Origin of the sequence: Mucilaginibacter limnophilus (assembly GCF_004005815.1) — a bacterium.
Lineage (GTDB): Bacteria > Bacteroidota > Bacteroidia > Sphingobacteriales > Sphingobacteriaceae > Mucilaginibacter > Mucilaginibacter limnophilus.
Genome location: NZ_SACK01000002.1, coordinates 321416 through 335242, shown reverse-complemented (window position 1 = coordinate 335242; position 13827 = coordinate 321416). Strand labels below are relative to the sequence as shown.

Below are 13827 nucleotides of genomic sequence, written 5' to 3'. Positions count from 1 at the left end.
AAATTTTACTAATTGCGTTTTTAATCGTGTTCGTGTAATTACTTGCCCGAACAAAAAGAAGCATGAGTTGCAATTGCAACTCATGCTTCTTTTTGTAATTTTAATGCTTTATTGCCTGTCGGGCCAGTTACGTTTTTTGTCGCCTTGGGCAACAGATGTTGACGTAAATGAAATATTAAAATCAATAGGAAGGTTAAACTGAATATCTACAGCTAAGCCAAAGTACTTCCCGGGAATCCAGTTTTTCGAAAGTCTCATAACCCTTAATGCTTCATCGTCAATTGATTCATGTACCGATCTTGTAATATCCATGTTTTGAAGTTCGCCAAATTTTGTAACCGTAAAGCCTACTAAAACTTCGCCATGTATTCGCCGATCGCGGGCAAAAGCTGGATATTTAATGTTTTCAGCAAGAAAATCGCTTAAAAATTTTTCGCCACCCGGATACATCGGGCTGATAAGCCTTTTTGAATACTTGTAAGTATTACCGTCAGCATCTGTTAAACAGCCTGATTTAAGTTCACCATTTTTGTATGTTTCGGTAAAACTCATTTTATTATCACCTATAGTGCCCTTCCATAAGCCGTCGCGCTTACCGTTTTTTATGCTGCCTTCGATCTTGATTTTGGCAATTTCCTTAATATATGTAATGCTGTCATCATCACCTTTATAATAGCCATTTTTGTCGGCAACCAGACTTTTCCCTGTAGAATCATTACTGGTTATTAAATCATAAGCCGCTATACCATCTGCCGCATAGTTTTTTTGAACCAATGGATATAACTTTACTTTATCTAACTTACCGTTAGTAAAGTACACATACATTTCACCGGCAAGATTCCCGCTTTTGTAATTTTCAATTGTATGTTTTGCACCGTTAGGGTAGAAAGTCATGACTGTTCCTTCAGGTGTGAAGCTTTCTAAAGACGATGATTTGCCGATAAGTTTTTTCTTTCCGTTAGTATATAGTTCCAGTACATTATACAAAACCGACCCTTTATCTGGCTCACTTACCACGCGTATATAATCTGCATTTTCACGAAGTTCTGTTTGTGTGCCATCATTTCTGTAGAAATACACATCACGCTTTTGAGCAAATGCCGTACTGATAATCAGGCAAAAAGATATTGCTATAAGGTTTTTCATAGCTTAAAGATATCGTATTTTTTTTACAATATCAACAAACTCTGAAATCAAGCATGATTAAGAAAGCTATTTGATGTTACTTTATCAGCCGGTTATCATTGTCAGGAAAAACAAGTATTGGCTCCCAGGTTTTAGCTTCTTGTGCATCCATGTAAGCATAACTCATTATAATCACGATATCGCCCACCTGCGCAAGCCTGGCTGTTGCGCCGTTAAGGCAAATGGTACCTGTACCGCGCTCGCCCCTTATAACATAGGTTTCAAAACGTGCGCCGTTGTTGTTATTTACTATCTGCACCTTCTCGTGAGCAATAATGTTTGCCGCATCCATCAAATCCTCATCAATAGTTATGCTGCCCACATAGTTCAGCTCGGCCTGTGTAACGCGGGCCCTATGAATTTTGGATTTTAACATCTCAATTACCATGGCGCAAAGTTATATATTATTTAGATGATAGTATATGGCTGATAGTTCACAGCTAAAATGATTACAGTGTTTTGATAGTCTATATAAACAGTCTGGGTACATTGAATAGTATTCTATGGGCTGGTGTGTCCTACCTACTAACTATCATATTATCAATCAGTCGGGTATTACCAACCTTAGCAGCTACCAAAGCAACAATGGTTGGGCTGTTTTGATTGGCCGGCAATAAAGTATCACCATCAGCAAACTCAAAGTAATCGGCTTTAACACCGGGCTCTTCGCTCAAAGCCTTAAATGCTTCAGCTTTCAAAAAGGGCATGTTGTTACGATTGAAGTTATTTTTTACATGCTGCAACGTACGCGAAAGCACAAGCGCATGACGGTAATCGTCAGGTGACAAATGCACATTCCGAGAACTCATGGCTAGCCCGTCAGTTTCACGTTCTATGGGGCACATTACAAGGTTTACCGGTATATTCAGCAATTCAACCATTTTGCTTATAACCAAAAACTGCTGGTAATCTTTTTGGCCAAAGAAGGCAACATCGGGCTGTACAATATCAAACAGCTTGTTAACCACCTGCATTACACCCTGGTAATGCCCCGGTCGCGAAGCGCCTTCAAGTAAGTACTCCAGTTCACCAATATCTAAATGCCATTTTTCATTGCCGGCATACATTTCGCTTACTTTCGGATTAAATAAGGCATCGCATCCCGCTTTTTCAAGCTTATCAATATCTGCTTCAATAGGGCGCGGATAGCGGTCTAAATCCTTTGGATCGGTAAACTGAGTGGGATTAACAAAAATGCTGCTTATTACTATGTCACATTGGCTACGTGCCTGCTCAATAAGCGACAGGTGCCCCAGGTGTAGTGCTCCCATGGTAGGTACAAAGCCAATACGCTTACCATCGGCATGCAGTTGCTGTGCATATTGCCTTACCTGTATTTTGGTGGTAAAAATCTTCAATTAGTAAAAGTGCTTAAAAAATCCGGCGAAAATGGGGAATTATGCAAATAAATCCAAACATTACTTGCACAACTGGTTGATACTTCATATTATATTGCTTATATTTGCAAACTCAAAAATATTTTTTTGACGTCGAAACTTATTAAATACAGATTATAGAGATGGGTAAATCTAAGCTATTGTTTATTTCTCATGAGATGTCTCCCTTCCTTGAACTCACAAAAATTTCCGAAATAGTACGCCAGCTTCCGCAGGCCATGCAGGATAAAGGCTACGAGATCCGTATCCTTATGCCCCGTTTCGGTAATATCAATGAGCGCAGGAACCGCCTTCATGAGGTAATCCGTTTGTCGGGTATGAACATCATTATTAATGATAACGACAACCCCTTAATCATTAAAGTAGCTTCAATCCCGTCGGCACGCATGCAGGTATATTTCCTGGACAATGAAGAATACTTTCAGCGTAAACATGTGTTTACCGATAAAGACGGTAATTTTTATGCCGACAATGATGAGCGTATGATCTTTTTCTGCAAGGGCGCTTTGGAAACGGTGAAGAAGCTGGGCTGGGCGCCTGATATGATACACTGCCATGGATGGATGAGCGCACTGGTACCGGCATATTTAAAAACTACCTACAAAAACGACCCAACGTTTAAAAATTCAAAGCTTGTATATTCAATATATGAGAATGACTTTAACGGTGTGTTGAATGAAGACTTTGCGCAAAAAGCCGTTATGAATGATATGACCGAGGCACATACTGAAGTATATAAGCCGGGCACCAATGCAGCCCTGTACGCGGGTGCCATTCATTACTCAGACGGGATTGTATTGGCAGCTGAAAATATTAATGAGGAAGTGTTAAATAGTGTTAAAAACAGCCAGAAACCTGTTTTAGACTTTAATTCCACTTCGGATACCGAAAATTATTACAATTTTTACGACGAAATTGCCAATGAAGAATTGGTGCACGTAGTATAAGTTGAATAAGTTATTTTATATATGAAATTTTTCAGATTAGACTTATTGACCCTGTTAATAAGTCTTTTTATTTTAAATAGTTGCAAAAATCCTGACGGGATTGGTCTTGATGTTGATGAGCGAAACCAGCAGAGCGGCACATTAATGGCCGACAGCAACGTGGTTTTAAACACTTTAAGGGAGGATTCGGTTATTGTATCAAACCTTACACGCACTCCTTTAGGTTTATTTAATGATCCGGAACTAGGTGTGACAGAATCCAGCATAGCTACAGATATAAACCTGCCGGGTTTAGCAAAGTATGAGATACCTGACGGTACGATAACTGTCGATTCGGCCATTATGAGTTTGAAATACGGCACAAATGGTTTTTATGGAGATTCATCAAACTCAGTATTTAAAGTAAACATACATCAGTTGCTTGAAAAACCTATAGGTGGTAACTACGTATACTACAACAGCAAAACCTGGAATTACAACACCAATACAGTTATAGGTTCAAAAACGTTTATAGCACGGTCACATGATACTTTGAAAGTGACAGCTATTGTTACCGGTAAACCGGATACAATTACACGTGTATTGCCTCAGGTAAGAGTACCTCTTAATACTGATTTTATAAAAAACCTGCTTTTCACATCAGAGTTAAGAACAGCGTCCAACGACGTATTTCAAAACTATGCTAAAGGTTTTTTTATTACTCTTGACAAAAATTCAACTACAGGTGCCGGCGGTGTATTAGGAGTTACTCCTGATACTTTACATGTGTACATAAGGGTAAATGATGATGGTGATATTGATACCACCATAGTTAATATACCCATAACTAAACGTATTGCTCAAATAACTCATTCATACACTGAAGAAATAAAAGCGCTTATAGCTGATCAAAATACGCCTAATACACGTGCATATATTCAGGGTATGGGTGGCCTGCGTGTTAAGGTTAACTTTCCTGACTTAAACAAACTTAAAAACGTTATAATTAACCGGGCTGAACTGGTTATTACGCCAGTTTCGGCGAACCAATTTTCGCCATTACCACGCCTGATGTTATATAAGTATGATCTGGCTAAGCAGCGTACCTATATTGAAGATGCAGTTGATGCCCGGACAGGATTTTCCGGACTTTTTGGCGGATTTTATAACGCCCCTATTAAAAACGAATACCGTTTTCTGGTAACAACATATATACAGAACCTGGTAACAGGTAAAACAAAAGATTATGGCACGTATATAGGTGCTGCAAATGAAGCGTTGACCACCAGTTTGGATTACTCGCCGATTGCCTATCCCATAGAACGAACTATTCTGGCTGGTAAAAACTCGCCATTCAGGGTCAAGCTAAACATTATTTATACCGATATTAAGTAATCATAACGATCCCCTCACGAAAAGAGGGGATTTTTTATGACAATTTATTAATAGGGTTAGCATTCAGGAATTGCTTTTTGCTGTTACATTTGTGCATCTATATTTAAAAATATGTGCGGAATTGTTGGTTACATTGGTTACCGGGATGCTTATCCTATAGTTATTAAAGGCTTGCACAGGCTTGAATACCGTGGATATGACAGTGCGGGAATAGCCTTACTTGACAAAGATCTTAAAGTTTATAAAAAGGCCGGTAAGGTAAGTGCTCTTGAAGATTTTGTAAAAGACCTTCCGCTAACCAGCACCGTAGGCATGGGCCATACCCGTTGGGCTACACATGGCGCCCCAAGTGATAGAAACTCCCACCCTCATTCATCAGGCGACCGCAAGCTTACCATTATACACAATGGCATTATTGAAAACTACGCCAATATTAAAGAAACATTATTAGCTAAAGGACATGTTTTTAAAAGCGATACTGATACAGAAGTACTGATACATCTTATTGAAGACATTAAAACACAAACCGGGCTTGATCTTCAGGAGGCGGTACGTGTAGCTTTAAATAAAGTGGTAGGGGCTTATGCAATAGTTATTATGAGCGCTGATGAGCCCGACATGATTATTGCCGCCCGGAAGGGCAGCCCGCTGGTTATTGGTGTTGGCGAAGGCGAATATTTTGTTGCGTCAGATGCTACCCCGATAGTTGAGTACACCAAGAATGTGGTGTATTTGAATGATAATGAGATAGCTTATATCCACAGAAACGAGCTGCTGGTAAAAAACATCGACAATACCGTACAAACTCCGTATATACAGGAACTCGACCTGAAGCTTGAAGCACTTGAAAAAGGCGGTTACGACCACTTTATGCTGAAGGAGATATATGAGCAACCACGCTCAATCCGCGACTGCCTGCGTGGCCGCATTTACCCCCAGCAGGGGAAAGTGCAACTGGGTGGCATAAAGGAGTACGTTGAGAAGCTTAAAAATGTTGATCGTATTATCATTGTAGCCTGTGGTACTTCGTGGCATGCAGGCCTTGTTGGCGAATATCTGATAGAAGAATATGCTCGTGTACCTGTTGAAGTGGAATATGCTTCAGAATTTAGATACCGCAATCCTATTATTACCGAAAAAGATTTGGTAATAGCTATCTCTCAATCGGGTGAAACAGCGGATACGATGGCAGCCATAGAACTGGCTAAAGAAAAAGGCGCTACCATATTTGGTATATGCAATGTTGTTGGCGCTTCCATACCACGTATCACTCATGCAGGTGTTTATACCCATGCCGGCCCTGAAATAGGTGTAGCTTCAACAAAAGCGTTTACCGCACAGGTTACAGTACTTACACTTATCGCTTTTTATATAGGCCAGAAACGGGGAGCAATTAAACAAAGCACGCTGATAGAATATCTTACCCAGTTAGACGAGATACCAACATTAGTTGAACAGGCGCTTAAATCAAATGACAGGGTAAAAGAAATAGCCGAAAAATTTAAAAACAGCAATAACTGCTTGTTTTTAGGTCGCGGAAGCTCCTTCCCGGTAGCGCTTGAGGGCGCTTTAAAGCTTAAAGAAATATCATATATACATGCTGAAGGTTATCCTGCCGCCGAGATGAAACATGGCCCTATCGCGCTGATAGATGAAGATATGCCGGTAATATTTATTGCCACAAAACATTCGTCGTATGAGAAAGTAATTAGCAATATACAGGAAGTAAAAGCACGCGGCGGGCAAGTTGCAGCTATTGTTACCCAGGGCGATACAACCGTTAAAGATATGGCCGATTATATTATCGAGATACCTGAGGTTAACGAAGCTTTTGTACCACTGGTGTCAACTATACCGTTACAGTTACTGGCATATCATATTGCGGTTATGCGCGGCTGCAATGTCGATCAGCCACGCAACCTGGCAAAATCAGTAACTGTAGAATAATCGTAGCCTATAAACTAAAAAGCCCCATACTTAACAGTACGAGGGCTTTCTTTATAGGGGTCTTAATAATAGTTAAACCATTTGCGGCATGTGTTTCATAGTGTCTTGAAGGTCAAGTTGCAGGCCTTGTGCAATAGCCATGCCCAAGTTAATGTCTGCCCTGAACCAGTGGCAAAGCTGCCTGTTGGTAATCAGGTCTTTTTTAGGGCCTTCAATGCCGCTCATTGAATTCACGACATTTTTTACCAGGTCAGCCTTTGCTTCCGGACTCATTAAACGGTATAAATTGCCGGGTTGAGTATAATGGTCATTTTCACCTTCGGAATTTCGATCGTACCAGTCGGCTACATGGCTGTCAAGTCCCCATGCCGGTTCTTTGTAGTTTTGGTCAACTTCTATATCGTCAAAGCTATTCGGGAAGTAATTTGGTGACGAGCCGTGATTGCCGTTAACAGTCATCAATCCATCACGCTGGTAATTGTTTACCATGAAAGGACAGCGGTTAACCGGTATTTGTTCGTAGTTCCCTCCGAGGCGGTAACGATGTGCGTCAGGATAAGATAAGATACGCCCCTGCAGCATTTTATCAGGCGAATAGCCGATGCCATCAACCACATGAGCCGGTGCAAACGCTGCTTGTTCAACATGTGCGAAGTAGTTGTCTGGATTTTCGTTTAGTTCCAGCACGCCCACATCAATCAGCGGATAATCTCCATGTGGCCAAACCTTGGTAAGGTCGAACGGATTGATATGGTATGTCCTAGCATCAGCCTCTGGCATAATCTGTACTTTTAGTTTCCATTTCGGGAAATCTCCTGCGTCAATATGCTGTACCAAATCACGCTGAGCAAAATCAGGATCTTTGCCGCGCATTTCACCAGCCTCTTCATCAGTAAAGTTTTTAATGCCCTGCTCGGTTTTAAAATGGAACTTTACCCAAAAGCGCTCGTTATTATTGTTAATGAACGAGAAAGTATGGCTGCCGAAACCGTCCATATGGCGATAGCCATGCGGCGTTCCCCTGTCTGACATCAGGATAGTTACCTGATGCAAACTTTCAGGATTCAACGACCAAAAATCCCACATCATAGTAGCGCTTTTGCAGTTGGTGCGCGGGTCACGTTTTTGCGTATGAATAAAGTCGCCGAACTTTTTAGGATCTTTTACAAAGAACACAGGCGTGTTGTTACCTACCAGGTCCCAGTTACCATCTTCTGTATAAAACTTAACCGCAAAACCACGTGGGTCACGTTCGGTATCGGCGCTGCCTTTTTCACCGCCAACAGTTGAAAAACGCAGAAACAAACGTGTTTGCTTGCCAATCTCGCTAAATAGCTTTGCACGGGTGTATTTAGTTATATCATGCGTTACAGTAAATGTGCCATAAGCACCTGATCCTTTAGCGTGTACTACACGCTCGGGTATACGTTCACGGTTGAAATGAGCCATTTTTTCGTGCAGGATAAAATCCTGCAACAAGATTGGACCATGTGGCCCAACGGTCATGGAATTTTCGTTCTCAGCATAAGGTATCCCCGACGCTGTAGTTAGCTTTTTCTTCGTTTCCATAATTTGTTAATTTGATAAACCAAATGTGAATAAAATTTTTGATAGAAAAAATCAATAATTTTTATATTCGCATCATTACAATCTATAACATAGTTTATGACGATAACACAACTTGAATATATTGTTGCAGTTGATACTTACCGTAGTTTTGTAACAGCGGCTGATAAATGCTTTGTTACGCAACCAACATTAAGCATGCAGGTACAAAAGCTTGAAGACAATTTAGGGGTGAAGCTTTTCGACCGTAGCAAACAGCCCGTTATACCTACTGAAATAGGCATTGAAGTGATAGCTCAAGCCAGAGTTTTATTAGCTGAAAGTGAGAAAATTAAAGAAATTATTTCCGACAGGCAAAAAGAGCTTTCAGGGGAATTAAGAGTGGGTATTATTCCAACTATCGCTCCTTATGTATTGCCTAAAATATTATCAGGCTTTATAGAAAAATACCCACAGGTTAAGCTTGTTGTTTGGGAGCAAACTACCGAGCAGATTATTCAGCAATTGAAACTTGGTATGATAGACTGTGGGATACTATCTACACCACTGCATGAAGGCAATCTTACAGAGATACCTGTTTTTTATGAAAATTTTGTTGCTTATGTATCTAAAGAGAGCAAGCTGTTCAAGAAGAAAAATATAAGTCCGGAGGATATTGACATAGAGGAAATTTGGGTATTAAACGAAGGCCATTGTATGCGGGAGCAGGTATTGAATATTTGCCAGCGACGCAAAAGCACCCGCGGATTTCAGCATTTCGAATACAATACCGGCAGTGTTGAAACGCTTAAACGCATGGTCGACCAAAATAACGGTGCCACCATTTTACCTGAGCTTGCCCTTGCTGATATGAATGACAAGCAGCTCGACCGCATACGCTACTTCAAAACTCCTGAACCAGCCCGTGAAGTAAGCATAGTTATACAGCGTAACTTTTTAAAGCGACGTATGATTGAAGCACTAAAAAATGAGATACTCGACTTTATTCCTAAACGCCTGAAAACAAAAAAGAAAAAGGAGATAATGGATATTTGATGTTAGTGGTAGAGAATAGAGGTTGGGATTAGTATGATCAAATTACTGATCTCTAAATTACTAGTCTTAAACACTAATCTCTACCGCATTAACCGGGTGCCCGGTGCAGGTTAAAATCCAGCCATCCGCTATATCTTCATCGGTAAGCACATCATTACGCGCCATTTCAACCTTACCGCTTGTGCATCTTACTGCGCAAGCCGAGCACACGCCAGCCCTGCAGCTGTACGGCAGCGGTATGTTGTTTTGCAATGCCGCCTGTAGTATCGATTGGTTTTCACCGGCCATAATATCATGGTGTTCGCCTTTAAAAGTAATACCTACTTTCTGCGGAGCGTAGTTAAGCACAACAGGCATTACAGCAATCGTATTTATTACAAAATTTTCTTTACGTATGCGCGATGGTGAAATGTGCATGTATAGCAGTGTTAATTTCAGCATACGCATGTAATCAAATGGTCCGCACAGGTAAAAATCGGCGTTAAACAAACCGTTGGACGTATGCTTTTTTACCAGCTGTTCGGCCATATAATTATTCAGGCGGTTGGCGTCACTGCTAAGCAGGCATATTATTTTTAGTCTTTCAGGATGACTTGCAGCTAACTCATCAAGCTCTTTTTTAAAGATGATAGACGCAGGACTAAGACTGCTGTAAATAAGTATGAGATTGCTTTTTCCCGGACATTTAAGCAAGTATTTCAATTGAGAAAAAACAGGCGTAATGCCGCTGCCGGCGGCGAAAAATAATATGTCTTTTTTTTCTTCCGGATTGGTTACAACAAAGCGTCCGGCAGGTTCAGCGGCGTTTAAAATATCACCCACTTTAACCTTACTAAACATAAAGCGGGAAATTTCACCATTGGGAATCCGCTTTATGGTGATAGCAGGCATTGCTTCATCCGGCGAAGAACTGAATGAATATGAGCGCCTTATCTCTTCCTCGTGATGGGTGAACACCAACGTTATAAATTGCCCGGCCTGGTATTCAAGTTTTTTGCCCGATATCTCACGCAAGTAGAATGTGGCTGTATCGGCGGTTTCATGCTTTATATGTTCAACACGTAATTGCAGCATATCAGCCAATACTTAACACCAACTTTCCAAACTGCGTAGAGTTATCCATCGTACGGATTGCTTTTTCAGCATCGGCCAACGGAAAAACCTCGTCTATTACCGGTTCAATTTTATGTTCATTCACATAAGCTAACATTTCGCCAAACTCATCAAACGTACCTAAAGTAGTGCCGAGTAACGTAATATGCCGCCAAAATATCTTACGACCGTTTAGCTCAGGGATGTTACCTGCCGTACCACCAAAAAAGGCGATCCGTCCGCCGGGTTTACAAATATCAACCAGCTTAGTAAATCCTTCGCCGAGGGCACTATCAACAATCACATCAAAGCCGCCTCCGGAAAGTTCAAGCAGTTGCTCAGCCCAGTCCTGCGCTTTATAGCTTACTCCGGCAGCAGCACCCATTTTTATAGCGCGCTGTATTTTCTCACCAGAACCTGAGGTAACAAATACCTTGCAGCCTGCGGCCAGCGCATATTGCAATGCAAAGGTTCCCGCGCCACCACCAACACCGGTTATCAGTACAGTATCCCCTGCTTTTGCCTGCCCTTTGGTAAATGTAGCACGATAAGCGGTTAAGCCTGCTACGGGCAGTGTTGCCGCCTGCTCCCAGCTTAATTCGGCAGGCTTAAATTGCAAATGCTCAACCGGCACGCTTATGTATTCGGCAAAAGTTCCCTGATAAGGCGGCAACCCAATTATGGAGAAATCCTTTGACTGAGATTTATCACTATCGCCCCAGCCATAAGCGGGGTAAATGATCACTTCTTTACCTATCCAATCAGCATCAGTACCTTCACCCGCTTCAACTACAATACCCGCACCGTCTGAACCCAATATTGTAGGATAGCTTATACCGGAATACTTGCCTTGCGTTATCCACCAGTCGCGGCGGTTTAATGATGCCGCTTTAAGCCGCACCAGAACTTCACCAGCTTTAGGTGACGGCTTTTCAACTTCTTTCTGTGTCAATGGCTGGCCAAGGCCTTCTAAAACAATTGCTTCCATGTTTATAACGATACTATGTCATTTCGAACGCCGAAGGCTAAGAAATCTTCCGGAACTATGCAAGTCGCAAAAGATATCTTCCTCGTATCTCGTCGATATGACATCCGGTTTTATACTATTTCTTTAACAACAAAAAGCGGCAGAATGTTACCACCTGCCGCTTCTTATTTTCCCCTTTCAGAGATCAGGGATTATTTCGCTTGCGCGTATAGCTCTGCTACTTTTTCCCAGTTAATTACATTCCATATTGCTGCCAGGTAATCAGGGCGGCGGTTCTGGTATTTAAGGTAGTAGGCATGCTCCCAAACGTCGATACCTAAAATTGGTGTGCCCTTAACTTCGGCCACGTCCATTAACGGGTTGTCCTGGTTTGGGGTTGAGGTAACAGCCAGTTTGCCATCAGCAACCACCAGCCATGCCCAGCCTGAACCAAAACGGGTAGCACCTGCTTCAGATACTTTGGTTTTGAAATCTTCAAACGAGCCAAAAGTACTTTTTATAGCTTCAGCCAGTTCGCCTGTAGGCTCACCACCACCGTTTGGTGAAAGCAGTGTCCAAAACAGGCTGTGGTTGTAATGACCACCGCCATTGTTACGTACTGCCGGCGGAAATTTTGAAATGTTTTTGATGATATCTTCGATGTTTCCATCAGCTTCAGGTTTACCTTCAAGCGCTTTGTTCAAATTGGTAACATAAGCCTGGTGGTGTTTGCCATGGTGAATTTCCATGGTAGCTTTATCAATATGCGGTTCTAATGCTTCAGGTGCGTATGGTAACGCAGGTAGTGTAAAAGCCATGATATTGTTTTTTAATAGTTTACAAGATTGTGTTGATTGCCAGCAAATATAAGGGATGAATAAATGTTTTGTTCTAAATAAATGTCATGTTTTTTGCGTGGCGCAGGGTGGTTGGCGCAAATGTCTGAACTCGAATTTTAAGAATTAATGAATAAGCAGAATTTTCATTTCTTACATTATTCTGTAACTTCTTTATTTCCATAAATTCAGGTTCGGACATTCTGGTTCAGATTACCGTTTCGACTTAAAAAAGTTCCTCACCAGCTCCGCGCATTCGTTTTCCAGTATTCCCCCGGTAATTATTGTTTTCGGATGAGTGATCTTTTGGTTTAACCTGCCAAATCCCATACGAGCGTCATAAGCGCCAAAAACAATTTTACCTACCTGAAACCAGTAGGATGCTCCGGCACACATTACGCAGGGTTCGAGCGTAACGTACAGGGTACAATCTTTAAGGTATTTGCCTCCCATATAGTTGGCCGCTGCTGTAAGCGCCTGCATTTCGGCATGTGCCGATACATCATTAAGCCTTTCGGTAAGGTTATGCCCCCTGCCAATTATTGTTCCTTTGCAAACTACGATAGCCCCAATAGGTATCTCATCCTCGGTTAATGCCTGCCGTGCTTCGCGCAGGGCTTCGTTCATAAAAAACTCGTCGGGAGATACGGAAGGTTCGTTCTCGAAACTGATATAGCGCATTAATTGTCGAAGGTTTTTGATAAATGTTTTTCGGTTTTAACAATCAGCAATACACATGCAGCGATAGAGGATGTAATAAGACCTGCAACTGTTATCAATCGCCTTAGCTTGTCGGGCATATCTAACTGTCCAAGCAATATGCTAAGCACAATGCCGACTATTAATAAAACCATACCGGCTTTAACCATAAATTTAGCTGAATAGCAATTGGCTTCGGTCCACTGCTGCTGGTTTTTCATAGATGTAGGCGTACGGTAACCGTACAATGAATTGATGCTTTTGGGCGGATAACAACGCTGTACACCGCCTGCCAGTAACAAGATAATACCTATTAATTGCGGACCGATTATCCAGTGTTCTGCATCCATGTTATATCAGTTTACTACCGTTGGGTACCGGCCGCTCAAGCGCTGCCAGTACAATATCGCCGTTTTCATCAGCAAAGCCTGTTACCAAAAACTCCGACATAAATTTACCAATTTGTTTTTTAGGAAAATTTATTACGCCGATAATCTGCCTGCCAGTAAGCTCTTCCTTAGTATAGTGTTTGGTTATTTGGGCGCTCGACCATTTGATACCGAACTCGCCAAAGTCGACCTTAACTTTATAAGCAGGCTTACGTGCCTCGGGATAGTCAACAGCCTCAATTATTGTGCCTGCACGCAGTTCAACCTTTTCAAAATCGTTCCAGGTGATGGTTTCCATAGCGGCAAAGGTAATGTACCCCCACTAAATCTTCCCCAAAAGGGGGGACTTTTTTGTTAGATCTAAACAAAGCACATCCTAAGCCATGGCCATGA

At 41.7% G+C, this 13827-nt stretch carries 14 protein-coding genes; 4 read left to right on the top strand and 10 right to left on the bottom strand.

Annotated elements, in window-relative coordinates; all coding sequences use genetic code 11:
* Nucleotides 1-108: 108 nt before the first annotated feature.
* The 3 genes from EOD41_RS05865 to panC all read right to left on the bottom strand — a co-directional run bounded on the left by EOD41_RS05865 (nucleotide 109) and on the right by panC (nucleotide 2543).
* On the bottom strand, nucleotides 109-1146 hold the full coding sequence (locus EOD41_RS05865; RefSeq protein WP_127703866.1) for an energy transducer TonB: 1038 nt from the start codon (nucleotides 1144-1146) through the stop codon (nucleotides 109-111).
* A gap of 76 nt (nucleotides 1147-1222) precedes the next feature.
* Complete coding sequence (gene panD / locus EOD41_RS05860) at nucleotides 1223-1573, bottom strand: aspartate 1-decarboxylase (RefSeq protein WP_127703865.1); 351 nt, start codon at nucleotides 1571-1573, stop codon at nucleotides 1223-1225.
* Between the two features lie 130 nt (nucleotides 1574-1703).
* The gene (gene panC, locus EOD41_RS05855) at nucleotides 1704-2543 is read right to left on the bottom strand and encodes a pantoate--beta-alanine ligase (RefSeq protein ID WP_127703864.1); all 840 of its coding nucleotides are present in this window, start codon (nucleotides 2541-2543) and stop codon (nucleotides 1704-1706) included.
* A gap of 161 nt (nucleotides 2544-2704) precedes the next feature.
* Here panC and EOD41_RS05850 point away from each other — a divergent pair, with 161 nt between their 5' ends.
* From EOD41_RS05850 to glmS, 3 genes are all read left to right on the top strand, one after another.
* Nucleotides 2705-3529, top strand: coding sequence for a glycogen/starch synthase (locus EOD41_RS05850; protein WP_127703863.1), 825 nt, complete (start codon nucleotides 2705-2707; stop codon nucleotides 3527-3529).
* Nucleotides 3530-3550: 21 nt separating this feature from the next.
* The gene (locus tag EOD41_RS05845; protein ID WP_127703862.1) at nucleotides 3551-4903 is read left to right on the top strand and encodes a DUF4270 family protein; all 1353 of its coding nucleotides are present in this window, start codon (nucleotides 3551-3553) and stop codon (nucleotides 4901-4903) included.
* Nucleotides 4904-5014: 111 nt separating this feature from the next.
* A complete protein-coding gene (glmS, locus tag EOD41_RS05840; RefSeq protein WP_127703861.1) occupies nucleotides 5015-6850 on the top strand; it encodes a glutamine--fructose-6-phosphate transaminase (isomerizing) in 1836 nt (611 codons plus the stop codon).
* A 72-nt stretch (nucleotides 6851-6922) separates the two neighbouring features.
* Here the strand turns inward: glmS and EOD41_RS05835 are convergent, their stop codons facing one another.
* A complete protein-coding gene (locus tag EOD41_RS05835) occupies nucleotides 6923-8419 on the bottom strand; it encodes a catalase (RefSeq protein WP_127703860.1) in 1497 nt (498 codons plus the stop codon).
* 96 nt (nucleotides 8420-8515) lie between these two features.
* On the opposite strand from EOD41_RS05835, the gene EOD41_RS05830 reads away from it, so the two are divergent.
* The gene (locus tag EOD41_RS05830) at nucleotides 8516-9451 is read left to right on the top strand and encodes a hydrogen peroxide-inducible genes activator (protein WP_127703859.1); all 936 of its coding nucleotides are present in this window, start codon (nucleotides 8516-8518) and stop codon (nucleotides 9449-9451) included.
* A gap of 66 nt (nucleotides 9452-9517) precedes the next feature.
* Here EOD41_RS05830 and EOD41_RS05825 read toward each other — a convergent pair whose 3' ends face one another.
* The 6 genes from EOD41_RS05825 to EOD41_RS05800 all read right to left on the bottom strand — a co-directional run bounded on the left by EOD41_RS05825 (nucleotide 9518) and on the right by EOD41_RS05800 (nucleotide 13732).
* On the bottom strand, nucleotides 9518-10525 hold the full coding sequence (locus tag EOD41_RS05825; protein WP_127703858.1) for a ferredoxin--NADP reductase: 1008 nt from the start codon (nucleotides 10523-10525) through the stop codon (nucleotides 9518-9520).
* 1 nt (nucleotide 10526) lies between these two features.
* On the bottom strand, nucleotides 10527-11531 hold the full coding sequence (locus EOD41_RS05820) for a quinone oxidoreductase family protein (protein ID WP_127703857.1): 1005 nt from the start codon (nucleotides 11529-11531) through the stop codon (nucleotides 10527-10529).
* A gap of 191 nt (nucleotides 11532-11722) precedes the next feature.
* On the bottom strand, nucleotides 11723-12328 hold the full coding sequence (locus EOD41_RS05815; RefSeq protein WP_127703856.1) for a superoxide dismutase: 606 nt from the start codon (nucleotides 12326-12328) through the stop codon (nucleotides 11723-11725).
* A 231-nt stretch (nucleotides 12329-12559) separates the two neighbouring features.
* Nucleotides 12560-13027 (bottom strand): nucleoside deaminase, encoded by a 468-nt coding sequence (locus EOD41_RS05810; RefSeq protein ID WP_127703855.1) that lies wholly within the window; start codon nucleotides 13025-13027, stop codon nucleotides 12560-12562.
* Nucleotides 13027-13395 (bottom strand): SdpI family protein, encoded by a 369-nt coding sequence (locus EOD41_RS05805; RefSeq protein ID WP_127703854.1) that lies wholly within the window; start codon nucleotides 13393-13395, stop codon nucleotides 13027-13029. The genes EOD41_RS05810 and EOD41_RS05805 overlap by 1 nt, the downstream gene beginning before the upstream one ends.
* Nucleotide 13396: 1 nt before the next feature.
* Nucleotides 13397-13732: a tRNA-binding protein gene (locus EOD41_RS05800; protein WP_127703853.1), complete on the bottom strand. Its 336-nt coding sequence runs from the start codon at nucleotides 13730-13732 to the stop codon at nucleotides 13397-13399.
* Nucleotides 13733-13827 lie beyond the last annotated feature (95 nt).

Coding starts and splice junctions, on each gene's coding strand:
- EOD41_RS05820 (WP_127703857.1), bottom strand. CDS start 11,531: ATGGAAGCAATTGTTTTAGAAGGCCTTGGCCAGCCATTGACACAGAAA.
- EOD41_RS05845 (WP_127703862.1), top strand. CDS start 3,551: ATGAAATTTTTCAGATTAGACTTATTGACCCTGTTAATAAGTCTTTTT.
- panD (WP_127703865.1), bottom strand. CDS start 1,573: ATGGTAATTGAGATGTTAAAATCCAAAATTCATAGGGCCCGCGTTACA.
- EOD41_RS05815 (WP_127703856.1), bottom strand. CDS start 12,328: ATGGCTTTTACACTACCTGCGTTACCATACGCACCTGAAGCATTAGAA.
- EOD41_RS05805 (WP_127703854.1), bottom strand. CDS start 13,395: ATGGATGCAGAACACTGGATAATCGGTCCGCAATTAATAGGTATTATC.
- glmS (WP_127703861.1), top strand. CDS start 5,015: ATGTGCGGAATTGTTGGTTACATTGGTTACCGGGATGCTTATCCTATA.
- EOD41_RS05810 (WP_127703855.1), bottom strand. CDS start 13,027: ATGCGCTATATCAGTTTCGAGAACGAACCTTCCGTATCTCCCGACGAG.
- EOD41_RS05800 (WP_127703853.1), bottom strand. CDS start 13,732: ATGGAAACCATCACCTGGAACGATTTTGAAAAGGTTGAACTGCGTGCA.
- EOD41_RS05850 (WP_127703863.1), top strand. CDS start 2,705: ATGGGTAAATCTAAGCTATTGTTTATTTCTCATGAGATGTCTCCCTTC.
- EOD41_RS05865 (WP_127703866.1), bottom strand. CDS start 1,146: ATGAAAAACCTTATAGCAATATCTTTTTGCCTGATTATCAGTACGGCA.
- EOD41_RS05825 (WP_127703858.1), bottom strand. CDS start 10,525: ATGCTGCAATTACGTGTTGAACATATAAAGCATGAAACCGCCGATACA.
- EOD41_RS05835 (WP_127703860.1), bottom strand. CDS start 8,419: ATGGAAACGAAGAAAAAGCTAACTACAGCGTCGGGGATACCTTATGCT.
- EOD41_RS05830 (WP_127703859.1), top strand. CDS start 8,516: ATGACGATAACACAACTTGAATATATTGTTGCAGTTGATACTTACCGT.